This window comes from Paenibacillus sp. EB106-06-01-XG199 (assembly GCF_058791575.1).
Map to the genome: position 1 here is coordinate 16,389 of NZ_JBYTDQ010000015.1, position 26,187 is coordinate 42,575.

Sequence of the window (26,187 nt, forward strand, 5' to 3'; positions counted from 1 at the left end):
GTTTGTCCACGGCGGATTTTTTTAAAAATACATATTTATATTTCTACTTGCTGAAATCTTGTCTATGCTGAGAGAGAAGCCGCCGTTCCAGCAGCACACGCGGTTCAGGATAATGATTCCTGCTCATGGTTTCGAGCTCCTCCGGGGTGATTTCTTTCTTAATGGCGGCAAAGTGGTACATGATTTCATGAACTACATTAGATTGCAGCGTCTTGAGAATCTCAAGCTCCTCTGCTTCATAGAGCGAGTCGTTAAACGGGTATTGATAGAACAGCTCCATCCGCAGCAGTCTGTAATCGAAGGGCGGAGAGGGGACCGGATAATCGGGAATGACCGGGGAGAGCGGACTTGCGGAAGGCTGGAAAAAGCGGTTTGTGAAATACCGGGGAGTGTACTCATCGAATTTTTGTTTGAAAAAAGGATTGGAGACGTGAGGGAAGCTATGTGCATAAGGTGCAAGAATACAGACAACAGCTTTATGGATGCTGATCCTGTGAATCTCTTTCATCACCGCAAATAGATTGCTTACATAGGGCAGAACGCGGCTGGCCATAATGAATTCGGCAGTATTGTCCGGCAGCGGAATGCCTTTATTAATATCGCAGACCAGATCCACCCCGGGGTATGAAATGCAGTCGATTCCCAGATAACCCAATTCTTTAGCGGAACCGCAGCCGATATCGATTTTCAAGGAAACCACTCCTTTTTAGAACGTAAATAAGGCTCTTCACCATAGTATTAATTCCGCAGCTGCATGCTTCCGGCTCATGCCTATAAATTGAAAGAAACATGCTTTTAATATAAAAGATGTTATAACAAAGGAGCAGAAGTACATGACCGCAACCTTATTTAAAAATGGCGTTCTGCCATTTCGCAGCCAACCCGGCGATGACGCTGTATATGTGGAGGATGGCAGGATCACGGCTGTTGGAGAGGGCAGGGATTTAATTCTGCAGCTTAGCGGCAGAGAATACAACGTTGTCGATTGGGACGGAGCCCATGTGCTGCCCGGTCTGACCGATGCGCATGTGCATCTCGGCATGCACGGGATGAAGCTGGACATGCTGGATTTCACAGGTATGACCTCCAAAGAAGAGATGCTGCATGCAATTGCCAGACGTGCAGAGCTTACGCCTCCCGGGGAATGGATCCTCGGGCTGAACTGGAACGAGAATGAGTTCCGGCCTGCTGCAGCGCCGCATATATCCGAGCTGGATGCGGTGACAGAGCGGCATCCCGTATTCCTTACGCGCACTTGCTTTCATGCCTTTCTCGGCAACAGCGAGGCTTTCAGGCGGGCGGGCGTGACCGAATCCACTCCAGACTTCGCTTCCGGAGCCTACGGCCGTGATGCTGAAGGGAAGCTGAACGGCTGGATTTATGAGGATGCCTCACAGCCGTTTAATGCCGTGCAGCCGGCGCCCGATTATGCCGCCAAGAAGAATGCGGTCCGCAGGGGAATTGCTGACGCGCTCTCCCTGGGGCTTACAGCCGTGCATACCGAGGATCTGCGGCTGCTGGACAGTGTGGAGACGATGCTGCAGATTCACCGTGAGCTGCGCGAAGAAGGCCTGTTCTTCCGCACACACCAGCTGCTGTACTATGGCTATCTGCAGGAGGTGGAGGAGCTGCGGCTGCAGGCAGGCAGCGGTGATGAGTGGCTGCGGCTTGGTGCGGTCAAGCTGTTCGCCGACGGTGCCATCGGCGGACGGACTGCACTGTTGGAGCAGCCTTACAGCGATGCCCCGGATACATGCGGCATCGCGATCCATACACAGGAAAAGCTGAATGAAATTGTCGGTGCGGCGAGACGGCTGTCATTCCCGGTAGCTGTGCATGCGATCGGAGATGCGGCTGCCCGGATGACGCTGGCTGCGATGGACCATCACCGGCTGTCTCCGGAAGCCGACCTGCCGGACCGCTTCATACATGCCCAGGTGCTGAATGGCGCGCTGGTGGAGCAAATGCGCGGACTTCGGCTCATTGCCGATATCCAGCCGCGTTTTGTGGCCAGTGACTTTCCCTGGGTGCTGGAACGGGTAGGCCCGGCAAGAACAGGGCATCTGTATGCCTGGAATAAGCTGATGAAGGCCGGAATTACCTGTGCCGGTGGCAGTGACGCGCCGATTGAGCCGCTGAATCCATTTCTTGGCCTGCACGCTGCCGTTACCCGGCGCAAGCCGGGGGAATCCCATGAGGGCTACTTGCCGGGTGAGAAGCTGAGCATCCCGGAGGCGGTAGGTCTGTTCACAACGGGCAGTGCGGCTGCCGCGGGAGAAGCGCGTGAACGCGGACGTATCGCACCGGGCTTGCAGGGGGACTTCACGGTAATTGACCGTGACGTGCTGAGCGATCCCGAAGAACTGCTGCAGGTGAAAGTACAGATGACTGTGGTTAATGGGGAAATTGCCTACTGTGCGCAATGAAAAAGCTGTCCGGGTACCGGATGATGAACTGAAGAAATGCCGCCGCATATACTTCTAGTGCGCTCCCCATCAATTTCGGCAAAGTTTATGCAACCCCGACTATGGGTTAAACGTTAATAAGGGTAGCAAGCAGATATTGACCATACCGCACGTCTATGAGGAGGCAGTCAACATGAAATCACAACGTTCATTACCGGCTATTGCGGCAGTCGCTGTATTGATGCTGACATTAACCGCTTGCGGAGGCAACACTCCTGCTGAGGCTCCGGGTGAGCCTTCGGCAACGGTTTCTCCTTCACCTGCGGCAAACACAGCAGCGCCTGTACCTAGTCCTACCGCTACTGCTGAAGCACAGGTCATCCAAGGAACCGGCAGCTATGTCGGTCAAATTGACAGTCATTCGATTGAAATAGAAACGGAAGAGGGCCCTACCGCTTTCGAACTGGGTGCTGGCACCGAGAGTGTGCTTGAAGGTCTTGAGATGGAGGACCCTGTAGTTTTTGAATATGTAGAAAAGCCGGTGGAGGGTGATCCTTCTGTCGTCCAGCGGATTCTTTCCAAGCTGTCTAAGGCGGAAGAAGGGGCAGCCCCGGTGACCACACTGCCGGAGACCCGAACCATGAAGCTTACGCTGGAAGGCATGGCGGAAGAGAAGACTGCCACGCTTGCGGAAGGAGAAGGTTATTCGCTTTATGTATTTGATATCTTTACCTTTGATTCGGCAAGCAACCGGTTATCTATGAAGGTGGATCCTGATTATTACGCCCAAATTGAGAAATTACCTTCTGATTTTAATCTCGATATTTTGGAGCAGAAAGCCCAAAAGGAATTGTCTGCCACTGGAAAGGTGACAGCACTCAGCAAGGAAGAGCGTGACCTCAGAATGTCTGGCCTGCGTTTATATTTGACCGCAACAGGTTCCGGCCTGACCCGGCAAACGATCGTCAAGGAAATTGATGGCCAGGGCTACATGATCAAGCTCAATATTCCACAGAGAGAGGCCTCGGAAGGCTTCGGTCCACATGTTTACGCGTCGCTGGATTCCATCGTAAGCCGTTAGCAGTGTCTGCATTTCAGCTTAAGTTGCAATATTAAATAAAAGAAGAGCCACTCCACGAACAGCTCCGGGAGTGGCTCTTCTCTATTATTGAAAGTAAATAGCGGGATAATCAGTAGGAGCCGGCATTGACCAGAATGGTAGAAATGAGCAGCATGAACAACAGAAGGATGATAGCATTGATAATGGTGCCGATGACGGCGAACACTTTGCGGCGGTTGCGGAGAGTCAGCCCGATAATTCCGACAACTGCTCCGATTACATTAACAGCTGCAAGTATCAAAACGGTCACTCCCAGAAACATGAAGGTTCCTGCAGACTCATTGATGCCGCTGTTGCTTTCACTAAGAATGGAAGAAGCCTGCTTCCCTACCACCACAAAAGTAATGGCATAACCGATAAACGTGACCAGTGCGATCACGAAAGAGGCGATACCGGGGCCGGAATGTTGGAAATCACGTTTATTCGCTTGGTAGGTGTAAGGTACTTCTGGTTTTAACAGATCATTTTGCCCTGGAAATAGGCTGTTCTGCCCGGTTTCCTGTGCGTCGGATTTTGGTGGAGAATTATAGTCCATAATAAAAATGCGCTCCTTGTAAAAGAATGGTTTCTTGATACTATCCACTTTTTCATAAGAACGCTTCAAATGCAAGTCCCACATTGAAATAATCCCGGAACTCCGCTGGAATTGCCCCCTGCCGATAAGGTAAGATAGGGGAAGTCCAATAATAAGGAGTTGTATTCTGATTATGCAACGGAGATTTATCGCCTGGGGAGCTTTGCTGGCTATGCTGGCAGTGGGGATCGGCGCATTCGGAGCGCATATGCTGAAGGCTTCGATCAGCGAGGATTACATGAAGGTGTATGAAACCGGTGTGCATTATCATATGATTCATGCACTGGGACTGATATTGGTCGCGATTATTGCAGGACAATGGGGAGAGAGTGTCCGCCTGCGCTGGAGCGGCAGGCTGCTGATCGCAGGAATTGTTCTCTTCTCCGGCAGCTTGTACGTACTGAGTATTACCGGGATCAAAATCCTTGGAGCGGTTACCCCGCTCGGCGGCGTTTGTTTTATTGCCGGCTGGATATGTCTGGCCTGGGAAGCCCTTTCCCGCAAGAACTGACTGAAGTCAACCGGATGGCATAAGCAAATTAAAACAAGCACCTTTCACGGAATGCCATTCCGGTAGGGTGCTTGTTTGTGCTTCACAGGTTCGTGCTAATGAAATTCGTCAATTTCATTGAGGTTAAAGGTATAGACCTGTTTCTCATCCACGTGGTAGATGCTTATCGAGTTGGCCGCTTCATCAAAATTAAGGATACGGCAGGGCATGGACATCTGCTTGCCATGACGGTTCGTCCGGATACGGACCAGTTGATTGTTCTGAATGTACTGTCTGATCTTACCATAAGCATCCGCACGGCTTTCCACTGAGGGCTTATCCTCTGCGGTTTTTTCCGGTTGTTTGTCCGCCGGCTTCACTGGCAATTTAAATGGAACTGGAGGGGCTGACTCTTGTTGCAGAGCTATCTTCGCAGAACGTAGAAGGTTGTCAATGGTTCTTCCCAGCTCAAGACCTGAGTTAATGTTGAAATCTGTGATTTTGTCGCTGTTGTTCAACATTTCAAGTAAATATTGCAGTGCAAGCGGGTTGGTACGGGCATTAATCAGGATGTCGACGTTAAATAAATAATTTCCGTCCGTGTGTTGTAGTTTTTTGTCCATAAATCCCCCAGCTTTTTACTAAATCGATTCCTAAAGTAAATAAACTATACCATTAAATAAACAATAATCATATACTTCTTTGCTTGGAAATAAGGCTTAAAGTCTCTGTATTTTATTGGGATATAGGACCATCGTCCACACACAGCAAAAGGGCTCCGCATACACATAGAGCGTGGATGACGAAAAAAGGAGGCGCTGCTATTGGTTACCATAGAACCTATTCAGATCGGAGATCACACCTTTGTTGGAGTCGAGGTGAAACTTCCTAAAACAACGCTGCTCACCATCAGCACAAGCCGAGGGTATATTATGTGCGGAGCGCTGGATGTGGGACTGCTGAATAAGATGCTTAGTGACCGGCAGATTATTGCCGCACGGGCCGTAGGCGTACGCACATTGGCGCAGCTCCTGGCAGCTCCGCTGGAGTCTGTTACTATAGAAGCGGAAAATCTTGGGATTGTGCCGGGGATGGCAGGCAGTGAGGCATTGCTCCGCATGCTCTGAGCGGTAATGAACGTAATGATTAGGCGTGTTGCACGGGGCCCTCTGGGGGCCCTTTTGTTGAAATATAAGCATTTATATGCTTTACGCTATAAATTATCCTTCTATTTCTAGCTGAAACGGATACCGTCTTTTTGAGGACGGCGAAGCCGTTTCCACTTATGCGGGCAGTTAAAGGGCATAAGGCGGGCAATCTTGGTCATCCTACGGATAAGGAGTTGGTTTAAGCCCTCGGAGAGAGCTCGTTTTCACTGCAGGTGTGGCCACCATTTTGTTTCGGCTAACCGCTGGAAGGGTAAAGTAAGTATAGACAATTGCAAGGCCGGACCTTGGACAAGCAGCCGGCTAAACTATGGATAAGGATGGGATCATATCATGGCTAAAGCATCTAATAAAGTAAACACTGCATCATTGGAACAAGTCCTCAACCGTCAAGTTGCGAACCTGAACGTATTGTATGTTAAAGTTCATAACTTTCACTGGTATGTCAAAGGCGAACAATTTTTCGCCCTGCATGTGAAATTTGAAGAGCTTTATGATGATATTACGCTGAAAATGGACGAAGTTGCTGAACGCCTGCTGAGTATCAAAGGCAGCCCTGCAGCTACAATGAAAGAATATCTGGAGATTGCCACCATTCAGGAAGCAACGGGCAAAGAAGATGCCCGGGGCATGGTCCAATCCCTCATTGAAGATTTTGCTACGGTATCCGAAGAACTTACGGAAGGCATTGAGCTTGCGGAGAACGCCAGCGATCAGCCGACAGCCGATTTGTTCATCAAGATCCGCTCCGACCTGGAGAAGCAGCAATGGATGCTGCGCTCGTTCCTGGGCTGATTTCAGCCTGACCCGAAATTACATTTGAAATTCTGCAAAGCCTCCTGTGCGGGGGCTTTGTTTTTGTGTTACTGCGGCATGAGCGTTGGCAGTCTGCGAAATTTGTAGACTCCTGCGGCAATGGATATAATTTATAGTGAAGATAATGATTTTGAACAGGATAACTGGAAGGAAGGAGTGAATGTCCTTGAACGCCAACCCCGTAGCTTTAAAAGAATGGGCCTCAGCCATACAAGCGCTGACAGAAGGACGGATGATTATGCTGATGCGTAAAGGGGGGATAGAGGAAGAAACACGGCGTTTTGAACTTAAAAGCCCTTCGTTCTATCTCTATCCCACTTATGAACACCAGCGTGCCGAACTGCTGAAGGAGTCATACCGCCCGCTCGTCGGCCAGACACTGGAAGCAGGCGGCGCTGACTCCGCTGTGATTTCATTGAATGCATACGCTGAAGTGGCTGCTGATCTGGAGGTTCGTGATTTGAATCAGCTGGAACGGCTGTACCCCTATCACATCTGGAGCGAAGGACTTGCGTCCGAAAGATTGCGCTGGAAAGCGAAGGAACCGCTTCATGTCCTGCTGCTACGTGTATACGTGCCAGAGGCTCCCGTCATTATTCAAGTGCGGCCGGAGTATTCAGGCTGCCGCTCCTGGATTGAACTGGAGTCCCCGCCTGAAGCCGGAAACATGCGCCCGGTTCTGGGCGACGAAGAGTTCCGGATCAGGAAAGAGGAAATCATCTCTGCCCTTGGACAGTAACAGGCTGAGAAAGCGCTAAACGTGGATGACGGGGATGAAAATTGAAAATAGATATTTGTAAAAAAACTTCCTTTGTAATAAAATTAGTGAGAATCATTGATAATCATTGTGATTCACTTTATAATAATTATAATGTGATATAAAATCTAATTGTGCTGGTAAACAGGGACCCCCTGTTTTAATACAGCTTTCTGATTTTGCAAATTGATGAGTGGAGGGAATAATTATTATGGCAGCAGATTTTGTCATTGAAGGACTAAAAGCGACAATCGAAGGAAAAGAAATTCTGAAGGGCATCAATCTTCAGATGAAGGGCGGCGAAATTCACGCTATCATGGGTCCGAACGGTACAGGTAAAAGTACACTGGCTTCCGCGCTCATGGGTCATCCAAAGTATATAGTAACTGAAGGCACAGCTGTGCTGGAAGGTGAAGACCTGCTGGAGATGGCAGTAGATGAACGCGCGCGCGCCGGTTTGTTCCTGGCTATGCAATATCCAAGTGAGATCAGCGGAGTAACCAACTCCGACTTTCTGCGCAGCGCCATTAATTCGCGCCGTGAAGAAGGCAGTGAAATCTCCCTCATCCGTTTCATCCGTCAGATGGAAGCTAAGATGAAGGAACTGGATATGAATCCGGAATTCCTGCACCGTTATCTGAACGAAGGCTTCTCCGGCGGCGAGAAGAAACGCAACGAAATTCTCCAAATGATGATGCTGGATCCGAAGATCGTCATTCTTGACGAAATTGACTCCGGCCTTGATATTGATGCACTCAAAATTGTCGCTGAAGGTGTAAACTCGATGCGCAGCCCGGAACGCGGTTTCCTGGTTATTACCCACTATCAGCGTCTGCTGAACTACATCACGCCTGATTACGTGCATGTTATGATGCAGGGCCGCATTGTGAAATCCGGCGGACCTGAGCTCGCGCAGCGTCTGGAAGCAGAAGGTTATGAATGGGTTAAAGAAGAACTAGGCATTGAAGATGAAACTGTAGGACAGGAAGCTTAAAGAGACGCCAGGAAGGAGGAAACCACTTATGACGACGCAAACCATTCTTCCGGTGGATGCCGGACGTCTCAGCGAATTATCGCAGAGCAGCGGCGAGCCAAGCTGGCTGAAGGACAGCCGGCTAAAGGCGCTGGAACTGGCAGCAGGCTTGGAGCTGCCGAAACTGGAAAAGACACGGATTGAACGCTGGAACGTGAACAACTATGGAACCTACAAAGCCAGCCAGCCTTTTACAGCACTTAGTGAAGCCCCTGCTTCCATAACGGCCCTAATTCAGGGTCAGGAGGAAGGCAGTCTGATTATTCAACGCAATTCAGGCGCTGTTTATACACGGCTTGCTCCTGAGCTTGCTGCGCAAGGCGTGATTTTTACCGATTTGCAGACAGCAGTCAAAGAGCATGGAGATCTTGTGCAGCGTTATCTGCATAAGGCTGTGCTGCCAGACGAGCATTCCATTGCTGCACTTCATGCCGCCCTGTGGAACGGCGGAGTATTCCTCTATGTTCCCAAGAATGTGGTTATCGACACTCCGCTGCAAGCGGTGCTGCTGACGGACGACGCAGAAGCTGCTTTCGTTCCGCATATTCTGCTGGTTGCCGAATCGAACAGCTCAGTAACCTACGTAGATAACTATGTATCCGACAAAACGGAAGCCGGACTGCATAACGGTGCGGTTGAAGTATTTGTAGGTGCAGGCGCCAAAGTGCGCTTTGCCTCGGTACATCAGCTTGGCGTGGACACTACGGATGTGACCTACCGCCGTGCAGTGGTTGAGAACGATGGAACTATTGAGTGGATTGTCGGTGAAATGAATTACGGCGATACAGCGAGTGACACGAAGTCGGTGCTGAAGGGCAATGGCTCAAGCTCCGATGCCAAAGTGATCGCGGTAGGGTCGGGTTCACAGAAGCTGAACTATACGACTCAGGCGCAGCACTTCGGCAAGAATACGCCAAGTGACATGATTACCCGTGCTGTTATGCGGGATTCTGCGACTTCTATTATTAACGGAATTACGAAGATCGAAAAAGGCGCGACAAGAGCCGATGGACAGCAGACCGAGAAGGTTCTGATGCTGAGCCCGAAAGCACGCGGCGACGCCAACCCGATCCTTCTTATAGATGAAGATGATGTAACAGCCGGCCATGCCGCTTCCGTAGGACGGGTCAATTACGAGCAAGTGTATTACCTGATGTCCCGCGGAATTACACGGCACGATGCAGAAACACTGATCATATACGGCTTCCTGGCACCTGTAGTGTCGCAAATTCCACTGGAGGGACTGCGCAATCAGCTCCAATCTCTTGTGGAAAGGAAGTTAGGCCAATGATTAACAGTAACATCCGGGAGCAATTTCCCATCCTGAATCAAAAGATTAACGGCCATCCGCTGGTTTATCTGGACAGTGCGGCAACTTCACAGAAACCGCGCCAAGTCATTGAAGCGGTGAAATCCTATTATGAATGGGATAACGCCAATGTCCACCGCGGTGTGCATACCTTGGGCAGCCGGGCTACGGATGCTTATGAGGGAGCCCGCGAGAAGGTTGCAAAGTTCATTCATGCCCGCAGCACGAAGGAAATTATCTTTACCCGCGGCACAACGACAGCGTTAAATATAGTGGCTTCTTCTTACGGCCCTGCTGTTCTTAGTGAAGGCGACGAAATTGTTATCACCCAGATGGAGCATCACAGCAACTTTATTCCATGGCAGCAGTTGGCCAAAAAGACTGGGGCAACCCTGAAATTTCTACCGCTGCAGAAGGATGGAACGATCACACTGGAGGATGCCGAGAATACGATTACGGACAAGACCAAAATCGTAGCCATCGCGTATGTATCCAATGTTATGGGGGTTACCCATCCGGTGAAAGAGCTTGCAGCTATTGCTCACCGCAAGGGTGCAGTTATCGTGGTGGACGGAGCACAGAGCACTCCGCATATGAAGGTCGATGTCCAGGAGCTGGATTGCGATTTCTATGCGTTCTCCGGTCACAAGATGCTGGCCCCGACCGGCATCGGTGCTTTGTACGGCAAGAAGGCATTGCTGGAAGCTATGGAGCCGGTTGAGTTTGGCGGCGAGATGATTGATGACGTCGGTCTTTATGAATCTACTTGGAAAGAGCTGCCTTGGAAGTTCGAAGGCGGGACACCGATTATCGCCGGTGCCGTCGGATTGGGAGCAGCAATTGATTTCCTGCAGGAGATCGGACTGGATGAAGTTCACCGTCATGAAATCCAGCTTGCCGCTTACGCGGAGCAGCGTCTTGCAGCAGTTGACGGCTTGACGCTGTATGGCCCGCGTAATCGTCAGGTGGGTGTAGTCACATTCAATCTGGGTGATGTGCATCCGCATGATGTGGCGACGGTGCTGGATGCGGAAGGTATTGCCGTCCGCGCCGGCCATCATTGCTGCCAACCGCTGATGCGCTGGCTTGAGGTCAGCTCAACGGCACGGGCCAGCTTCTACCTCTACAATACGGAACAGGATGTAGATGCGCTGGTCCAAGCTTTAATCAAGGCAAAGGAGTATTTCGCCTATGAACTTGGATGACTTGTATAGACGCGTAATTATGGATCATTATAAAAATCCCCGGAACCGTGGTTCATTTGCAGACGACGCTGTGAAGATTGAGCTGAACAACCCGACCTGTGGCGACCGCATTACGCTGCAGCTTAAGGTAGAGGACGGCATCGTCAAAGATGCCCGGTATAGCGGCGAAGGCTGTTCGATCAGCATGTCGTCGGCTTCCATGATGACGGAAGCTGTCAAAGGACAGACTATAGAGCATGCGCTTGAGCTTGCTGACAAGTTCTCCTCCCTGATGAAGGGTGAGACAGTAGATTTCGGAGACTATGAGGACATAGAAGCCCTTTCCGGTGTTAATAAATTTCCGGCGCGGATCAAATGTGCCACACTGGCATGGAACGCGCTTCGCAAAGGAATAGACGTCGAAGAAGAACACCAACAACATTAGATAACAAGGAGGCTGACACCATGGCTAAGAAAGCGCCTGATATGGAGGAATACCAGTACGGGTTCCGTGATGAGCACAAGTCGATATTTCAGTCTGGTAAAGGACTTACGGCCGAAATTGTGAAGGAAATCTCCGCAATCAAAAACGAGCCGGAATGGATGCTGAACTTCCGCCTGAAGGCTCTGGAGCAATTCCGCAAGATGCCGATGCCTCAGTGGGGCGGCAACATGGATGATCTGGATTTCGAAGACATTCAGTACTATGTAAGACCTTCCGAGAAGCAAGGAAAAACTTGGGAGGAAGTTCCTTCCGAGATTAAAGAAACCTTCGATAAGCTGGGTATTCCGGAAGCGGAGCAGAAGTTCCTCGCCGGTGTATCGGCACAATATGAATCTGAGGTTGTTTATCACAGCATGCAGAAGAGCCTTGAAGACCAAGGGGTAATCTTCACCGATACCGATACTGCGCTGCGTGAGCATCCTGAGCTGTTAAAGAAATTCTTCGGCACGATCATTCCGCCGACAGACAATAAGTTTGCTGCATTGAACAGTGCCGTGTGGTCGGGCGGCAGCTTTATCTACGTACCTAAGGGTGTGAAATGCGAAGTGCCTCTGCAGGCTTACTTCCGTATTAACTCCGAGAACATGGGTCAGTTCGAGCGTACGCTGATCCTCGCGGATGAAGACAGCTTCGTGCATTACGTAGAAGGCTGTACCGCACCAATCTACAGCACCAATTCCCTGCATAGTGCCGTTGTTGAAATTCTGTGTATGAAGAACTCCCGTGTTCGGTATACTACTATTCAGAACTGGGCACCAAATATCTACAATCTCGTAACCAAACGTGCGGTTGCCGAAGAGAATGCCACCATGGAATGGGTGGACGGCAACATTGGTTCCAAGCTGACGATGAAATATCCTGCAGTTGTGTTGAAAGGCCGCGGAGCCAAAGGTTCCGTATTGTCGATTGCCGTGGCAGGCAAAGGCCAGCACCAGGATGCAGGCGCCAAGATGATTCACTTGGCACCGGACACGACTTCCACGATCGTATCCAAATCAATCAGCAAGCACGGCGGCAAGGTAACTTACCGCGGACTCGCTTCCTTCGGCCGTCAGGCGGATGGTGCGAAATCGAATATCAAATGTGATACGCTCATTCTGGATAACCAGTCTACTTCGGACACGATTCCATACAATGAGATCATGAACGATAATATCGTGCTGGAGCATGAAGCCACGGTATCCAAAGTTTCCGAAGAGCAGCTGTTCTATCTGATGAGCCGCGGTCTCACGGAAGCCGAAGCCACACAGATGATCGTCATGGGCTTCATCGAGCCGTTCACCAAAGAACTGCCGATGGAATATGCGGTCGAAATGAACCGTCTCATCAAATTCGAAATGGAAGGAAGTATCGGATAACCTTGTTGTACTAAGGTTTTCACCTTCCCACAATTTAAATTAGTATTTATAGTTATCACCATAATGTGTGTCCGCAGCAGCCCTGATGTTCTCATTTTTCAGGGCTGCCGGGCACATGTTTTGCTTTTGCCCACTACGTATCCAGGAGGCCCACATGAGAAACTTGATTGTGTCTGAATTTTTAACTGTTGACGGTGTAATGGAGGACCCGCAGTGGACCTTTCAATACAGCTCGGATGAGCAGGATCAGTTTAAATTCGCGGAGTTAAAAGCTGCCGACGCGCTGCTGCTGGGGCGCGTAACCTATGAAGGCTTTGCGGCTGCCTGGCCTAATATGCTGGAGCAGACCGGGGAATACGGCGAGATGATGAATGGTTATGCCAAACATGTAATCTCCACAACCCTGACAGAAGCCGGGTGGAACAATTCATCTCTGATTAAGAACAATCTGGTGGAAGAAATCACGAAGCTGAAAGAGCAGCCCGGCAAAGACATTCTCGTGTTTGGCAGCTGCACGCTTGTGCAGTCCCTGATCTCGCTGGGTCTCGTGGATGAGTACCGGTTGATGGTGTTTCCGGTGGTGCTGGGCAAGGGCAAACGTCTCTTTGGAGAAGGGCTGGAGAAGCAGGGTTTTGAGTTGGTGCAGACTAAGCGTTTCTCTTCCGGTGTGGCAGTAGTCTGCTACCGGCCTGCAAAGAACTAAGAGCTGTACAGCTGAGGAAACAGCAAAATGCAATGCAAAAACGCTACCGCTGGAACATGAACCCCATGTTTTGGCTGTTGCGTTTTTTTTTGTTGTAACAAGCTTCACGGAAATGGATGAAATATGCATAAAAATACACCCCGAATCTTGTGTTTGCTTAATTGAACAGTATTTGCGAGGAAATGGAAGCAATTAAAGCTATAGGTATCCTTTTATCATCATATAAGCCACCTTTATTCGGGAAAAACGTGGAAAACGGCGTATTCTACCCTTTGCCGCATTAAAATATGGGTGATAAACTGCTTAAAGTCCCTAAAATGGAAGCGCTAAAAAAGCTGGCTTGCGATGTGAGATTTGCATCGCAAGCCAAATGTATCTTACGGGGCAGGCGCCGCCCAGTAGGAACAAGTTCATGCTTACGAAGTAAGCTTTACTTCGTAAAGCCAAGTTCATGCTTACGAAGTAAGCTTTACTTCGTAAAGCTTTAAGGAGGAGAGATATGGATGTTCTCAGGCAACTGCGGGGTTTTTATCGGGAGAAGCTGCACTATCTGATTCTGTCGATTTTATGCTTGGCTGCCGCAACTGCAGTGGGGCTTATTACCCCGAATTTGCTACGAAGGTTAATTGATGATGTGATTGTTCCCCTGAAGTTTACTGAGGTGCCCGTACTCGCTCTATCTGTACTGGCCGTGGTAATCGTCAAAGCTTGCCTGCAGTTTGCGCATGGTTTTTTTGGAGGACGGCTGGGTAATTTTCTGGCCTACCGGCTGCGCAATGCCTGCTATGAGAAGCTGCAATTTCTGTCTTTCCGCTACTATGATACGGCAAAGACTGGCGACTTGATGTCCCGGCTGACCGGGGACCTTGAAGCGATCCGGAATTTCATCGGCTTCGGCTTCGCCCAATTGCTGAATGTATTTTTTATGGTGCTGTTTGGGTCTATTATGATGTTCACGATCAACTGGCAGCTTACGCTCGTCACACTGATCACTATGCCTTTTCTGGCTGCAGTAGCACTCAGATTCGAATCGAAAATTCATCCGGCCTTTCAGGAGATGCGGCTTGCCCTCAGCTCTCTGACCACGGCTGTTCAAGAGAATATTACAGGGGTACGGACGGTCAAATCGTTTGCCAGAGAGGCTTATGAAGTTGAGAAATTTTCGCACCGTAATGAACGTTATAAGGATAACCAGATTTTTGCCGCCGAGCTGTGGAGCAAATTTTTCCCGGTCATGGAGCTTCTGGCCTCCGTCAGTATAGCCATTCTGCTCGGTGTCGGCGGAACGCTGGTCATCAAGGGCCACATGTCACTGGGTGAACTGGTCGCCTTCTTCAGTCTGATCTGGTATATTATCGGTCCGGTCTGGGGTCTTGGCTTCCATATCAACAACTATACGCAATCCAAAGCTTCGGGAGAACGTGTACTTGAAGTGCTTAACCAGCAGATTGATGTAAAGGATAAGGAGAATGCCCGCGAGCTAGTATCCTCCGAGGTACGGGGCGAGGTCATTTTCGACCATGTTACATTTGCGTACGGGAATAAAATGCCGGCTGTAAAGGACATTGATTTCGAAGCGAAGCCGGGTGCGGTTATCGGGTTCCTTGGCGGTACCGGCTCAGGCAAATCGACGATTACCCAGTTGATGATGCGCGCCTATGACGTAAATAAAGGAAGCATTACACTGGATGGCGTGGATATCCGGGAATATAATATTCGCAGCCTGCGTTCGCAGATTTCGACAGTGTTTCAGGAGACGTTCCTGTTCTCCTCTTCTATCCGTAATAATATCTCTTACGGCCTCAAGAATGTGAGCATGGAGGAAATCATCCGGGCGGCACAGCTTGCCAAAGCGCATGATTTTATCATGGAGATGCCTGATGGATATGACACGGTTGTCGGCGAGCGGGGGATGGGACTTTCGGGCGGACAGAAGCAGCGGATTGCTATCGCCCGTGCTTTGCTCAAGAATCCGCGTATCCTCATTCTGGATGATGCCACGAGTGCCGTGGATATGGAGACAGAACATGAGATCCAGACTGGCTTCCAAGAGGTTATGCGCGGACGGACCACTCTGATTATTGCCCACCGGATTTCCTCGCTGCGTCATGCCGACCAGATCATCGTGATGGATGAAGGACGGATGGTTCAAAAGGGAACGCATGCGGAGCTGATTGAAGTTCCCGGCCCGTATCAGGATGTATACCGGATTCAATACGCCGATTATCTGTCCCGGAATACGGTGAGAGGGGAGGGGATTCAGCATGAAGCTTGAAGCCAAACAAGCCACAGCGGCTAGTGCAAAGCACAATAAAACCGAGGAACAGACGCTTGAGGAACGCTTTGTATACAAGGATGACGACCAGATCGACAAATCCTTTGACTGGAAGCAGTTCACGAGATTGTTCGGATATATGAAGCCTTACGCGAAGCAGATGCTTCCGCTCGTCTCCGCGCTGATGGTTCTGGGCACAGTCACGAAGCTCACGGTCCCTTTTCTGACCAGTATGGCTATTGACAAGGCAATTGCTCCGAAAGAGGGGAACCCCAGCTTAACGTTACTGTACACACTTACGGTAAGTGTAATTGTACTGTACCTGATCCAGTGGATCGCAGGGGTATACCGGATCAAATATACTAATGTTATCGGCCAACGGGTTATTTATGATTTGCGCTCGGATCTGTTCCGGCATATCCAGAAGTTATCTTTTAACTTTTTCGATAAACGTCCGGCCGGCTCGGTACTGGTACGGGTAACGAATGATATTAACTCTTTGCAGGATCTGTTCACCAACGGAGTCGTCAATTTAATGATCGACTGTGTACAGCTGGTCGGCATTACCGTGATTCTGCTGCTGATTAACTGGAAACTTGGGCTTGCCGTGATGGTTACGGTGCCGGTTATGTTCCTGGTTTCAACCAAGCTGCGGCAGAAGATCCGGATTGCCTGGCAGGATGTGCGGATGAAGAACTCGCGGATCAATTCACATTTAAATGAGTCGATCCAAGGTATCCGGGTCACTCAGGCCTACACACAGGAACAGGAAAATATGCATTACTTTGATGCCATGAATATGGACAGCCGGAAATCGTGGAACAAGGCTTCAGCGATGAACCAGGCTTTTGGCCCGATTATTGAAATAACAGGCGGGTTCGGCACCATGATCCTGTTCTGGTTGGGGGCATACTTAATCCAATCCGGAGAGCTGACCGTCGGTTACCTGGTGGCATTCAGTACGTATGTGAGCAACTTCTGGGACCCGATCAACCGCTTGGGCCAGATGTACAATCAGCTGCTGGTGGCTATGGCGTCTTCAGAACGGATCTTTGAGTATCTGGATGAGCAGCCTTCGGTTCAGGATAAACCGGGGGCAACACCGCTGCCGAAGATTCAAGGGGATATCCGCTTTAACAAGGTCATCTTCGAATATGAAAAGGGCCGTGCGGCGCTGAAAGGGATTGATCTGAACGTCAAGGCCGGCCAGTCGATCGCGCTTGTGGGCCACACGGGTTCCGGCAAAAGTACGATCATTAACCTGATCGGCCGGTTCTATGACATTAAGAGCGGCGATATTACTATCGACGGCAAGGATGTCCGTGAGGTTACCCTGCAGAGTCTCCGGGAGCAGATCGGTATCGTGCTGCAGGATACGTTTATCTTCTCAGGAACGATCCGCGACAACATCCGTTTCGGGCGGCTGGATGCCACCGACAAGGAGGTTGAGGAGGTCGCCAAGGCAGTGGATGCCCATGACTTCATCATGAAACTGCCCGGCGGTTACGAAACTGAGGTGGAGGAGCGGGGGAGTGCGCTGTCCATGGGTCAGCGTCAGCTGCTTTCCTTTGCCCGGGCACTCCTGGCCGATCCGCGTATTCTGATCCTGGATGAAGCTACGGCGAGTATTGATACCGAGACGGAGATCAAAATTCAGGAAGCGCTGAAGATTCTGCTGCAGGGCCGCACCTCCTTTATCGTGGCCCACCGTCTGTCAACGATCCGCCACGCCGATAAAATTATCGTGCTGGATCACGGGGAGATCAAGGAAGAAGGCAATCATGCCGAGCTTACCGCGAGAGATGGCATTTATAACGGTTTAATCGAAGCGCAGTTCCGCTTCTTATAGAAGTAAGAGCAGCCCATCCATGAGAATTGCTGGAGGGGCTGCTCTTTTTTTGGATTATCCTATATACAATAGCGGATAAGAAGGGATGCCTAATTGCGACGTTTCCCAACTTTACCGGAAATACGCACTTCAAACATCTGTGCGCTGATCTCCTGCTGCCATTCGGTGTCCTCCGTATGTGCAGCAAGAACAGCTTCATGGGTTAGTCTTGCCATCTCCCAGCAATACATGGTGTTCACCTGCAGGCAATGGCGCTGCTCGGCTTCTTCGGCCGCCGTTAGCGGGCGCCTGCAGCTTGCAGTATAAAGCTCTGCTAGACGCTGATGAACCGGTAGCATAGGTATTCCTCCTCTAAGGTAGTGAGCATTTCGCAAACAACTCAATTACTGCCTCTTTTTAAGCCTCGCCATGCGGTGGTTAATCCAAACCATGCAGAATCACCGGGAATAATAAAATTTTGACTAAAAGAACACAAAAATCTTGAAATCGCTTTTTTTTGTGCTACAATAACAGTAATAAAGGATTGTGACCGGTAAGGCGGGCAATGCCTAAGTTGATGCGAGTATCATTTTTTTAATGATATTGGGATCAGCTTAGGCTTTTTTTGTACAAACTAAATGTCGGGGGGGTGATCAACAGATGATTATAGAGAAGATACTTAACAACAATGTGCTCTTAACCAAGAACCAGAAAGGCAAGGAAGTCATTGTGATGGGCAGGGGAATTTCCTTCAATAAAGTAGCCGGAGACTATGTAGATCCGGAAAAGGTCGATAAAATCTTTTTGCTGAACGAAAATCAATTCACGGCCAGACTGACTGAACTTCTGAATGACATTCCGGTGGCTCATCTGGAATTAGCCAATGAAATTGTCACCTATGCAAATGGAGTTCTCGGTACAGAGCTTAGCGACAATCTCTATCTGACCCTGACAGATCATATCCATTTTGCTGTCCAACGTTTTGAAAAGGGGATTGCACTGAAAAATGCGATGCTGTTTGAAATTAAACGTTTCTATAAGAAGGAATTCTCCATTGGGATGGATGCGCTGAAGATCATTGAAAGGGCTACCGGACTTTCGCTGGGCGAGGATGAAGCCGGGTTTATCGCGCTGCATCTGGTAAATGCCAGAATGGACGGCAGTGAAATGAAGGCCACGATCAAGATGACGGAAATTGTTCAGAATATTCTGAATATCGTCACTTACCACTACAAGGTCGTTCTGGACGAGAGCTCACTGAATTATTCGCGGTTCCTTACCCATTTGCAATATTTCTCCATGCGCGTACTGAAGAAGGAGAGCAGCAGCAGCGGGGAGGATTTTTTGTACAATCAGCTTAAGCAGACTTATGTGAAGGCGTTTGAATGCGCCAACAAAATCAATGATTATCTGGAAAAGGCCTATAGCCAAAGCTTAAGCAAGGATGAATACGTATATCTGACCATCCATATCCAGCGGGTAACGGAACGCAACAATCTGGAGTAAAGCTTGGGTTGAAAGTGAAAACAAAATAGTGTTCATCTGACAGGGTGTTACTGGTAAGGCAGGCAAAACCTGAACTGATGGCAAAATGGGCGTGTGATGACGTTTCCTTTTTGCCGTGAGTTCAGGTTTTTCTTGTTTGCAGGAGTATAAGGTCAACAGCTGGCACAACCTATACTTGCTGCAACGATCTACATTCTAAAGCTGTAAAGGAGCAAACTAATATGAGCAGCAAAGACTTGTCCAAACAGATTATTACGCTTGTAGGCGGCGAAGACAATGTGAATTCCGTGTTCCACTGCGCCACAAGATTAAGATTTAAGCTGAAGGATTCGAGGAAGGCAGATAAAGCCGCATTGGAGAAAACTCCAGGTGTTATCACTGTAGTGGAGAACAGCGGCCAGTTTCAGGTAGTCATAGGCAACAATGTAAGCCAGGTGTTCGAGCAGATTATGAAGGAAACCTCACTCCAGGATGCCGAAAAATCCGGCAAAGCCGACGAGTCTTCAGAGAGTACCAGTATTCTGGGCAAAGCCGTCGATATCATTTCCAGTATCTTTTCCCCGATTCTCGGGGCACTGGCAGGGGCAGGGATCCTCAAAGGGCTGCTCGCCTTAATTTTATCTCTGGAGTGGATTAATGCAGCCAGCGGAACATATTTGGTTCTGAATGCGGCTTCGGACAGCGTATTCTACTTCCTGCCGGTATTTCTGGCAGTGACGGCTGCACGCAAGTTCAAGGCTAATCAATTTGTCTCCATTGCTGTAGCAGGCGCTTTAGTCTATCCGGCAGTGATAACCGCAGTCAGCGCACCGGACCCGCTCAGCTTCTTGGGCATACCGGTTGTACTGATCAACTATTCATCCAGTGTCATTCCGATCATTCTGGCGGTCTGGGTACAGTCCTATATAGAGAAGTGGTTCCGCTCGTTCATTCATGAATCGGTTAGAAATATTCTGGTTCCGATGTTCGCACTGCTTATCGTTATTCCGCTGACCTTCCTGGCCTTCGGTCCTGTAGGCTCATTGATCAGTGATGGGCTGGCTTCGGGCTACACCTGGCTCTACAATTTAAGTCCATTGGTTGCCGGTGCCATTGCCGGAGCGTTCTGGCAGGTGTTCGTAATCTTCGGTGTACACTGGGGTTTCGTGCCGGTTATGCTCAGCAATATTGCCACACTGGGCTATGACACTATGCTGCCTATCCTTACTGCTGCAGTCTTGTCACAAGCGGGTGCGGTATTCGGCGTGTTCCTGAGATCAAAGAATCCGCAGCTAAAAGCATTGTCCGGCTCCTCAACACTGGCTGCAGTGTTCGGGATCACCGAGCCGACGATCTACGGCGTCACCTTGAAGCTGAAGAAACCGTTCATCTATGCCTGCATCTCCGGAGCCATCGGTGGTGCGATCATCGCTATCGGCGGGGCCAAAGCCATAAGCTTCTCCTTACCGGGCCTATTGGCTCTGCCGACCTATTTTGGCGACGGATTCTCCTGGGTTATCATCGGTATCGTTGTTGCTTTTGTATTAGCGATTATTCTGGTGTATGTGTTCGGATTCGATGATCCTGCAGTACCAGCTGAGGAGGCTCCCGGGCCTGTTGCCGCATCGTCACCCTCGCGGATTGACAAGGAGATGGTGGTCAGCCCGCTGACAGGAACACTTATGCCGCTGGAAGCTTTGCCGGACGAAGCTTTTGCCTCCGGAGCCATGGGCCAGGGGATCGTCATTGAACCGGATTCAGGCCGGCTGACCTCTCCGGTGAAGGGGACTGTAACAACTGTATTCCCGACAGGGCATGCGATTGGCATTACCTCCGAGAGCGGCGCCGAGCTGCTGATTCATGTGGGGGTCAATACCGTGAAGCTCAAAGGAAAACATTTTGACAAACAGGTACAAGAGGGAGATAAGGTCGAGCAGGGCCAACTGCTGCTGGAATTCGATGTAGCAGCGATTCGAGAAGCCGGCTTTGTGACTGCAACACCAGTGATCGTGACCAACTCTGCAAATTATCTGGATGTGCTCAAGACTACTGCAGCCAAAGTACAAAATGGCGACCTGCTGTTGACCATTATCAATTAATAAAGAGGGAGATTAAATCATGACAGTGATCAAAAAAGGATTTCCGCAGAACTTCTTATGGGGTGGCGCTACAGCCGCGAATCAGCTGGAGGGGGCCTACGATGCCGACGGCAAGGGATTGTCCAGTGCGGATATGGTTGCCTACGTGCCTAAGCCCGAGCGTACAAATGACCATGCTATAGAAATCACCTCCGAGCGGATTGAACAGATTTTGTCCGGGGAATTCAGCGCACGTTTCCCGAAACGTGAAGGGGTGGACTTCTATCACCGTTATAAAGAGGACATTGCCTTGTTCGCCGAAATGGGCTTCAATGTGTTCCGTCTGTCGATCAACTGGGCGCGCATCTTCCCGAACGGCGATGATGCCGAGCCGAATGAAGCGGGACTGCAATTCTATGACAATGTCTTTGACGAGCTGCATAAATATGGCATCGAGCCGCTTGTGACACTGGCCCATTACGAAACACCACTGGGCTTGACACAGAAATATAACGGCTGGGCAGGCCGCGAGGTTATCGCTTGCTTCACCCGTTATGCGGAGACCGTATTCCGGCGCTACAAGGACAAAGTGAAATATTGGATCACATTCAACGAGATCAATATGATGACGCTAAGTCCATTCACGGGCGGCGGCGTTGTAATCGACCGGGCAGAGAACAAGCTGCAGACGATCTACCAGGCGCTGCATCACCAGTTTGTCGCCAGCTCTCTCGCCACGAAGCTGGTACATGAGATCATCCCGGGTTCGCAGATGGGCTGTATGCTGGCCCGGATGGAAAGCTATGCGAATACCTGCAATCCTGAGGATGTCTTGAAGAATCAGCAGGAGAACCAGATGAATCTCTACTTTACGGATGTGCATGCCCGCGGGGAATATCCGAAGTATATGGAGCGCTTTTTCGAGGAAAACAATGTGGTTATTCATAAAGAGCCGGGAGACGATGAAATTCTGAAACTTCACACCGTTGATTATGTGGCTTTCAGTTATTACATGACGCTGACCGTATCTGTAAGTCCGGAAGGAGAACGCGCACAGGGCAATCTGTTCGGCGGTGTGAAGAACCCTTACCTGAAGGCTTCGGAATGGGGCTGGCAGATTGATCCCATCGGCCTGCGGATTATGCTGAATACGATGTATGACCGCTATCAGAAACCTTTGTTCATCGTGGAAAATGGTCTTGGCGCGTATGATAAGGTTGAGGAAGACGGCTCAGTCCATGACAGCTACCGTATTGATTACTTAAGACAGCATATTGCTCAAATGAAGGAAGCCGTGCTGGACGGCGTTGAGCTGATCGGCTATACCAGCTGGGGGCCGATTGACCTGGTGAGCATGTCCACTTCTGAAATGTCCAAGCGTTACGGATTTATCTACGTTGATCTGGATGACGACGGCAACGGTACCTTGAATCGTTCCAGAAAGGATTCCTTCCACTGGTACAAAAAAGTCATCGCCACCAATGGTGAGGAATTGTAGGACTCAGGAGTAAAAGTGTGAGCTGCTCACAAGCACTAAACTATGGATGATAAAGAAGAGGTTCCCTCAGCCGTCTTGGTCTTGGCGAAAGGGAACCTCTTCTTGGTGGGGATATTTAAACCAAAGTTAACTATTCCATATAGATTTCAACCACCGCGATTTTGCGCTCGCGGGACAAATCAAGGAATATGCCTTCGCTTTGCACAAGCGGGCGGAAAACATCCAGCGGATTGTTCATGACAATGACACCCATGTCTCCCGTGCTCAGCAGCACACGTTTACCGATGAAATTAGGCATTAAATGCTGGATAAAGGCTTGTACAGGTCTGCCGTTAAGCTTGCCGAAGCTGAGATTGTTGATTTCTCGCAGTACGGAGATCAGTTCTTGCTTAGATTGATAAACACGGTGAGTGGTCATTGCGCTGTAGATATCAGCTACGGCAGCAATCTGGGCATAAGGGTGGATGTCTGATTTCGTAAGGCTGTTGGGGTACCCGGAGCCGTCTTCACGCTCATGGTGCTGCAGGGCAACCAATGCGGTATGAGGATCGTTCATGGAGCTGCGGATAATTTCGTGACCGTAAATCGTATGTAATTTGACTTGATCATACTCCTCCGGGGACAGCTTGCCCGGCTTATTCAGAATGGAGGGGGAGATCCGGCATTTTCCGATATCGATCAAGTATCCGGCCCGGCCGATTTCGTAGCACTCTTTCTTGGAATACCCCAGCCATGAGGAGATATAATAAGAAAGCATGCCCACCTGAAGTGAATGGTTATAAGTGTAATTATCATCCCGGTCCAGCAGAAGCAGCAGAGAGACTACATCCTTGTGTTTATCTAAGGAGTTCAGTGACGGCTGGAGAATATCGTCCACTACGGTTTGATTAAAGCTCCCTTTGGTTAACGCTTCGGTATATACCGATTCGAAGCCTTCAATACTTGTATCAAAGTTGGCGGCTACGGCCTGAATGATGGAAGACCTGCTGATTGGGACCGGTTCTACATGCGCCTCCTCGATATCAACATAATCAACGCCATGCTGTATCAGCTTGGCTATCTCCTCGATCTGGAGAGATGATCCTTTAGGTAATACATGCAGCCCTCTTGAATTAAAGGTGTCCATCCGCAGGCAATCACCCGGTTTAAGATCCATGACGTGTACTCTCAATGAATATGCCACCTTACATTAGCTATTTTTCCCAGCATAGCAACAAAGTCGGCAATATTCAATGGTTTTGAATTACTGGTTAATCTATCTGGTATTTCTGTGCATTTAGGTCAGAACCGAGCCACTGTTCTCCAGATTCATTGATGTCCTTTTTCCACACGGGAACGGAGGCTTTCAGTTTCTCGATAGCATAGCGGCTCGCTTCGTAACAGACATCCCTATGCGCCGCTGACACCGCAATAATAACGCTGGCTTCCTTAAGCCCTACGAGTCCTATCCGGTGCGCAATGGCGCAACGGGCGTTCCAGTGTTCCTGAACCCCCCTGCCGATTTCCTGCAGCTTGCTAAGCGCCATCGGGATGTAAGCCTCATAATGGAGCGCTGTTGTCCGCTGGTCTCCGGTCATCTCACGCGTAGTTCCGACGAAGACCAAGGAAGCTCCGTGATCGCTGTCAAGCACTTTATCCAGAAGAGCTTCTGCATTCAGCGGCAGGCTGGTAATACTGAACAGACCATCTTCAGTCTCGCTCCTTGAGGGTTCGGCTTCTCCTCCGGAAACGGGAGGTATCAGGGCGACTTCGGAGGCTTCGGAGATCTCAGTATCATCAGGAGCGTATTCATGGTCAACAGCTACCAAAGAAACGCTGATCTGTGCCGCCGCATCAGGGTAGGAGGCAGAGAGAAGCTCCTTTAAACGGCCCGCAGTTACGGAGTTATCGTGAATGTGAAAGGACAGGGTGGAAGAGCCGATTACCTCGGCCAGCCCGGCAAAAAGACGTATAGTTAGATGCATGGTTTATTCACCTCGTAGGTTCTGATAATGATTCAAATATACCATATTAGCCCTGAAAATGTTATGCTAGGTCTTATAAGATGAGACACCTGCCGCTACATTCAGAACGGCTAAACAGGTGGGAGGGATAGAAGCTGATGGAATCCGCGCCGCAAAGATTGACCATATTTCATACGAATGATATACATAGCCACTTCGAAATGATGAGTCCGATTGCTGCGCAGATAGAACTTCTAAAGGCTGAGGCAGGCGAAGATCCCGTGTTGCTCGTGGATATCGGGGATCATATGGACCGGGCAGCTGTGGAAACCGAAGGGACTATGGGCCAGGCGAACATTGATATTCTTAACTTGACCGGATACGACGCTGTCACCATCGGTAACAACGAAGGACTGACCTTCTCGCAGGGAGATGCGCAAGAGACATTGTCTGCGGTATTTACCGGCCTACAGTGCCCGGTGGTGTGCTGTAATTTCCTGGATTCGTCGACAGGAGAACCTCCTCACTGGATCAAACGCCATACGATTGTGGAAAAGGAAGGCATCAGAATCGGGATTACGGGAGCTACGGCAGCTTTCACTTCCTTCTATTCCTTGATGGGCTGGGATGTCATGGACCCTGAGGAGGCGCTGCGTGAGGAGTGCCGTCTTCTGGCCCCGCAGGTCGACCTTGTCATTATTCTCTCTCACCTTGGCCTGCCTGCAGACCGGGCGCTGGCGGAGAAGCTGGAAGGTGTGCATGCGATCCTCGGCGGACACACGCATCATATGCTGGAAACGCCGCTCCTCATTAACGGGACCGCCGTATGCGGTGCGGGGAAATTCGGCCGCTATGTAGGAAGGCTTGTGTTTGAACGGACAGCTCCTGGAGATTCGTTCAAGTTCTTGAACGGCGGATGCATTGCTGTTGATCCCAATCTTAGCGAGGGTGTTATTGCTCCTGCCGTAAAGATGAATTTGCAGCGTGGTCTTGAAGTGCTTGATGAAACGGTGGCGATCAGTGACCGCGGGCTGCCGCTGGATCTGCAGGGCGAATCACCCTTTGGCAATCTGCTGGCGCAGGCGGTGCGGCGTTTCACAGGCAGTCCGATCTCATTAGTCAACACCGGACAGCTGCTCGGGCCGCTTCCGAAGGGGAATATCACTGCAGGGATGCTTCATGCGCTCTGTCCCTCACCGATTAATCCTTGTACTATCAAGATTGCCGGCAAAGACATCCGCACGGCGCTTGAACAAAGCCTGTCAGACGAGTTCTGTAATAAGGCAATCTTTGGCTATGGTTTCCGGGGGAACGTGCTGGGAAGCCTGGCTGTGGATGGATTAAAAATCTTGTACGATCCGGCGGTCATGCCTTATGATAACGATATTGCCGTTTTTGTCGATGGAGAACCGCTGGAGGAAAGCCGGGAATATGAAGTAGGGACTTTGGACATGTTCACTTTTCGGAGCGGATATGAGAGTATCGCTAACGGGCGTGATACAGTGTATCTGCTGCCACATTTTCTGCGCGATCTGTTGCGGATGGAGCTGCAGCGTCCGGGAAGTCTTGAGGAATGTATGCTCGTCCGCTGGGAGAGCAGAGCGACTTAATGTGGCACCACCTACATATGTAAATCTAGAGCAACAAGCTGCAACAAGTT

The 26,187-nt window shown here is 50.0% G+C and carries 24 protein-coding genes; 18 read left to right on the forward strand and 6 right to left on the reverse strand.

The window, feature by feature from the left end; genetic code table 11:
• Positions 1-43: 43 nt before the first annotated feature.
• Positions 44-691: a class I SAM-dependent methyltransferase gene (locus tag AC3WT9_RS31655; RefSeq protein ID WP_341377863.1), complete on the reverse strand. Its 648-nt coding sequence runs from the start codon at positions 689-691 to the stop codon at positions 44-46.
• 142 nt (positions 692-833) lie between these two features.
• Between AC3WT9_RS31655 and AC3WT9_RS31660 the strand changes: the two genes are divergently transcribed.
• Together AC3WT9_RS31660 and AC3WT9_RS31665 are read left to right on the forward strand one after the other, a co-directional pair.
• Positions 834-2,426, forward strand: coding sequence for an amidohydrolase (locus tag AC3WT9_RS31660; RefSeq protein ID WP_492408682.1), 1,593 nt, complete (start codon positions 834-836; stop codon positions 2,424-2,426).
• Between the two features lie 172 nt (positions 2,427-2,598).
• On the forward strand, positions 2,599-3,486 hold the full coding sequence (locus AC3WT9_RS31665) for a DUF8580 domain-containing lipoprotein (protein ID WP_492408684.1): 888 nt from the start codon (positions 2,599-2,601) through the stop codon (positions 3,484-3,486).
• A gap of 109 nt (positions 3,487-3,595) precedes the next feature.
• Here the strand turns inward: AC3WT9_RS31665 and AC3WT9_RS31670 are convergent, their stop codons facing one another.
• Positions 3,596-4,060, reverse strand: a complete 465-nt coding sequence (locus tag AC3WT9_RS31670; RefSeq protein WP_341377867.1) for a hypothetical protein — start codon at positions 4,058-4,060, stop codon at positions 3,596-3,598.
• A gap of 172 nt (positions 4,061-4,232) precedes the next feature.
• Between AC3WT9_RS31670 and AC3WT9_RS31675 the strand changes: the two genes are divergently transcribed.
• On the forward strand, positions 4,233-4,610 hold the full coding sequence (locus tag AC3WT9_RS31675) for a DUF423 domain-containing protein (protein ID WP_038588519.1): 378 nt from the start codon (positions 4,233-4,235) through the stop codon (positions 4,608-4,610).
• A gap of 95 nt (positions 4,611-4,705) precedes the next feature.
• Here the strand turns inward: AC3WT9_RS31675 and AC3WT9_RS31680 are convergent, their stop codons facing one another.
• Positions 4,706-5,212 carry a hypothetical protein gene (locus tag AC3WT9_RS31680; RefSeq protein WP_341091352.1) on the reverse strand — a complete coding sequence of 169 codons (507 nt, stop codon included), beginning with the start codon at positions 5,210-5,212 and terminating at the stop codon, positions 4,706-4,708.
• A 201-nt stretch (positions 5,213-5,413) separates the two neighbouring features.
• Here AC3WT9_RS31680 and AC3WT9_RS31685 point away from each other — a divergent pair, with 201 nt between their 5' ends.
• The 11 genes from AC3WT9_RS31685 to AC3WT9_RS31735 all read left to right on the forward strand — a co-directional run bounded on the left by AC3WT9_RS31685 (position 5,414) and on the right by AC3WT9_RS31735 (position 17,544).
• Complete coding sequence (locus tag AC3WT9_RS31685; protein WP_341091353.1) at positions 5,414-5,716, forward strand: YunC family protein; 303 nt, start codon at positions 5,414-5,416, stop codon at positions 5,714-5,716.
• Between the two features lie 372 nt (positions 5,717-6,088).
• Complete coding sequence (locus tag AC3WT9_RS31690) at positions 6,089-6,550, forward strand: Dps family protein (RefSeq protein ID WP_038588528.1); 462 nt, start codon at positions 6,089-6,091, stop codon at positions 6,548-6,550.
• 181 nt (positions 6,551-6,731) lie between these two features.
• Positions 6,732-7,310, forward strand: a complete 579-nt coding sequence (locus tag AC3WT9_RS31695; RefSeq protein ID WP_341091355.1) for a DUF1802 family protein — start codon at positions 6,732-6,734, stop codon at positions 7,308-7,310.
• A 229-nt stretch (positions 7,311-7,539) separates the two neighbouring features.
• Positions 7,540-8,322 carry a Fe-S cluster assembly ATPase SufC gene (gene sufC, locus AC3WT9_RS31700; protein WP_341091356.1) on the forward strand — a complete coding sequence of 261 codons (783 nt, stop codon included), beginning with the start codon at positions 7,540-7,542 and terminating at the stop codon, positions 8,320-8,322.
• Positions 8,323-8,350: 28 nt separating this feature from the next.
• Positions 8,351-9,652, forward strand: coding sequence for a Fe-S cluster assembly protein SufD (gene sufD, locus AC3WT9_RS31705; RefSeq protein WP_341091357.1), 1,302 nt, complete (start codon positions 8,351-8,353; stop codon positions 9,650-9,652).
• Entirely contained in the window at positions 9,649-10,875 is a 1,227-nt protein-coding gene (locus AC3WT9_RS31710) for a cysteine desulfurase (protein WP_341091359.1), read from the forward strand. The genes sufD and AC3WT9_RS31710 overlap by 4 nt, the downstream gene beginning before the upstream one ends.
• Positions 10,862-11,299, forward strand: coding sequence for a Fe-S cluster assembly sulfur transfer protein SufU (sufU, locus tag AC3WT9_RS31715; RefSeq protein ID WP_038588542.1), 438 nt, complete (start codon positions 10,862-10,864; stop codon positions 11,297-11,299). The genes AC3WT9_RS31710 and sufU overlap by 14 nt, the downstream gene beginning before the upstream one ends.
• 20 nt (positions 11,300-11,319) lie before the next feature.
• On the forward strand, positions 11,320-12,717 hold the full coding sequence (sufB, locus tag AC3WT9_RS31720) for a Fe-S cluster assembly protein SufB (protein WP_341091360.1): 1,398 nt from the start codon (positions 11,320-11,322) through the stop codon (positions 12,715-12,717).
• Between the two features lie 154 nt (positions 12,718-12,871).
• Positions 12,872-13,420, forward strand: a complete 549-nt coding sequence (locus AC3WT9_RS31725) for a dihydrofolate reductase family protein (protein ID WP_341091361.1) — start codon at positions 12,872-12,874, stop codon at positions 13,418-13,420.
• Between the two features lie 499 nt (positions 13,421-13,919).
• Positions 13,920-15,695: an ABC transporter ATP-binding protein gene (locus AC3WT9_RS31730; RefSeq protein WP_341091362.1), complete on the forward strand. Its 1,776-nt coding sequence runs from the start codon at positions 13,920-13,922 to the stop codon at positions 15,693-15,695.
• Positions 15,685-17,544: an ABC transporter ATP-binding protein gene (locus tag AC3WT9_RS31735; RefSeq protein ID WP_341377869.1), complete on the forward strand. Its 1,860-nt coding sequence runs from the start codon at positions 15,685-15,687 to the stop codon at positions 17,542-17,544. The genes AC3WT9_RS31730 and AC3WT9_RS31735 overlap by 11 nt, the downstream gene beginning before the upstream one ends.
• A gap of 89 nt (positions 17,545-17,633) precedes the next feature.
• Here AC3WT9_RS31735 and AC3WT9_RS31740 read toward each other — a convergent pair whose 3' ends face one another.
• Positions 17,634-17,882, reverse strand: coding sequence for a DUF7667 family protein (locus AC3WT9_RS31740; RefSeq protein ID WP_341377870.1), 249 nt, complete (start codon positions 17,880-17,882; stop codon positions 17,634-17,636).
• A 301-nt stretch (positions 17,883-18,183) separates the two neighbouring features.
• Between AC3WT9_RS31740 and licT the strand changes: the two genes are divergently transcribed.
• From licT to AC3WT9_RS31755, 3 genes are all read left to right on the forward strand, one after another.
• On the forward strand, positions 18,184-19,029 hold the full coding sequence (gene licT / locus AC3WT9_RS31745; RefSeq protein WP_341091366.1) for a BglG family transcription antiterminator LicT: 846 nt from the start codon (positions 18,184-18,186) through the stop codon (positions 19,027-19,029).
• Between the two features lie 221 nt (positions 19,030-19,250).
• Positions 19,251-21,107 carry a beta-glucoside-specific PTS transporter subunit IIABC gene (locus tag AC3WT9_RS31750; protein ID WP_341091367.1) on the forward strand — a complete coding sequence of 619 codons (1,857 nt, stop codon included), beginning with the start codon at positions 19,251-19,253 and terminating at the stop codon, positions 21,105-21,107.
• Positions 21,108-21,126: 19 nt separating this feature from the next.
• Entirely contained in the window at positions 21,127-22,584 is a 1,458-nt protein-coding gene (locus AC3WT9_RS31755; protein WP_341091368.1) for a glycoside hydrolase family 1 protein, read from the forward strand.
• A 130-nt stretch (positions 22,585-22,714) separates the two neighbouring features.
• Here AC3WT9_RS31755 and AC3WT9_RS31760 read toward each other — a convergent pair whose 3' ends face one another.
• Positions 22,715-23,755 (reverse strand): HD-GYP domain-containing protein, encoded by a 1,041-nt coding sequence (locus AC3WT9_RS31760; RefSeq protein ID WP_341091369.1) that lies wholly within the window; start codon positions 23,753-23,755, stop codon positions 22,715-22,717.
• 79 nt (positions 23,756-23,834) lie between these two features.
• A complete protein-coding gene (locus AC3WT9_RS31765; protein ID WP_341091370.1) occupies positions 23,835-24,548 on the reverse strand; it encodes a molybdenum cofactor biosynthesis protein in 714 nt (237 codons plus the stop codon).
• A 137-nt stretch (positions 24,549-24,685) separates the two neighbouring features.
• Here AC3WT9_RS31765 and AC3WT9_RS31770 point away from each other — a divergent pair, with 137 nt between their 5' ends.
• On the forward strand, positions 24,686-26,137 hold the full coding sequence (locus tag AC3WT9_RS31770) for a bifunctional metallophosphatase/5'-nucleotidase (protein WP_341377871.1): 1,452 nt from the start codon (positions 24,686-24,688) through the stop codon (positions 26,135-26,137).
• Positions 26,138-26,187: the final 50 nt, after the last annotated feature.

Bases quoted from the DNA above. Each gene is read 5' to 3' on its own strand.
- AC3WT9_RS31755 (WP_341091368.1), top strand. From the start codon at position 21,127: ATGACAGTGATCAAAAAAGGATTTCCGCAGAACTTCTTATGGGGTGGC.
- AC3WT9_RS31730 (WP_341091362.1), top strand. From the start codon at position 13,920: ATGGATGTTCTCAGGCAACTGCGGGGTTTTTATCGGGAGAAGCTGCAC.
- AC3WT9_RS31670 (WP_341377867.1), bottom strand. From the start codon at position 4,060: ATGGACTATAATTCTCCACCAAAATCCGACGCACAGGAAACCGGGCAG.
- sufD (WP_341091357.1), top strand. From the start codon at position 8,351: ATGACGACGCAAACCATTCTTCCGGTGGATGCCGGACGTCTCAGCGAA.
- AC3WT9_RS31740 (WP_341377870.1), bottom strand. From the start codon at position 17,882: ATGCTACCGGTTCATCAGCGTCTAGCAGAGCTTTATACTGCAAGCTGC.
- AC3WT9_RS31725 (WP_341091361.1), top strand. From the start codon at position 12,872: ATGAGAAACTTGATTGTGTCTGAATTTTTAACTGTTGACGGTGTAATG.
- AC3WT9_RS31680 (WP_341091352.1), bottom strand. From the start codon at position 5,212: ATGGACAAAAAACTACAACACACGGACGGAAATTATTTATTTAACGTC.
- AC3WT9_RS31690 (WP_038588528.1), top strand. From the start codon at position 6,089: ATGGCTAAAGCATCTAATAAAGTAAACACTGCATCATTGGAACAAGTC.
- AC3WT9_RS31675 (WP_038588519.1), top strand. From the start codon at position 4,233: ATGCAACGGAGATTTATCGCCTGGGGAGCTTTGCTGGCTATGCTGGCA.
- AC3WT9_RS31750 (WP_341091367.1), top strand. From the start codon at position 19,251: ATGAGCAGCAAAGACTTGTCCAAACAGATTATTACGCTTGTAGGCGGC.
- AC3WT9_RS31765 (WP_341091370.1), bottom strand. From the start codon at position 24,548: ATGCATCTAACTATACGTCTTTTTGCCGGGCTGGCCGAGGTAATCGGC.
- AC3WT9_RS31695 (WP_341091355.1), top strand. From the start codon at position 6,732: ATGTCCTTGAACGCCAACCCCGTAGCTTTAAAAGAATGGGCCTCAGCC.
- AC3WT9_RS31660 (WP_492408682.1), top strand. From the start codon at position 834: ATGACCGCAACCTTATTTAAAAATGGCGTTCTGCCATTTCGCAGCCAA.
- licT (WP_341091366.1), top strand. From the start codon at position 18,184: ATGATTATAGAGAAGATACTTAACAACAATGTGCTCTTAACCAAGAAC.
- sufU (WP_038588542.1), top strand. From the start codon at position 10,862: ATGAACTTGGATGACTTGTATAGACGCGTAATTATGGATCATTATAAA.
- AC3WT9_RS31735 (WP_341377869.1), top strand. From the start codon at position 15,685: ATGAAGCTTGAAGCCAAACAAGCCACAGCGGCTAGTGCAAAGCACAAT.
- sufC (WP_341091356.1), top strand. From the start codon at position 7,540: ATGGCAGCAGATTTTGTCATTGAAGGACTAAAAGCGACAATCGAAGGA.
- AC3WT9_RS31770 (WP_341377871.1), top strand. From the start codon at position 24,686: ATGGAATCCGCGCCGCAAAGATTGACCATATTTCATACGAATGATATA.
- sufB (WP_341091360.1), top strand. From the start codon at position 11,320: ATGGCTAAGAAAGCGCCTGATATGGAGGAATACCAGTACGGGTTCCGT.
- AC3WT9_RS31710 (WP_341091359.1), top strand. From the start codon at position 9,649: ATGATTAACAGTAACATCCGGGAGCAATTTCCCATCCTGAATCAAAAG.
- AC3WT9_RS31665 (WP_492408684.1), top strand. From the start codon at position 2,599: ATGAAATCACAACGTTCATTACCGGCTATTGCGGCAGTCGCTGTATTG.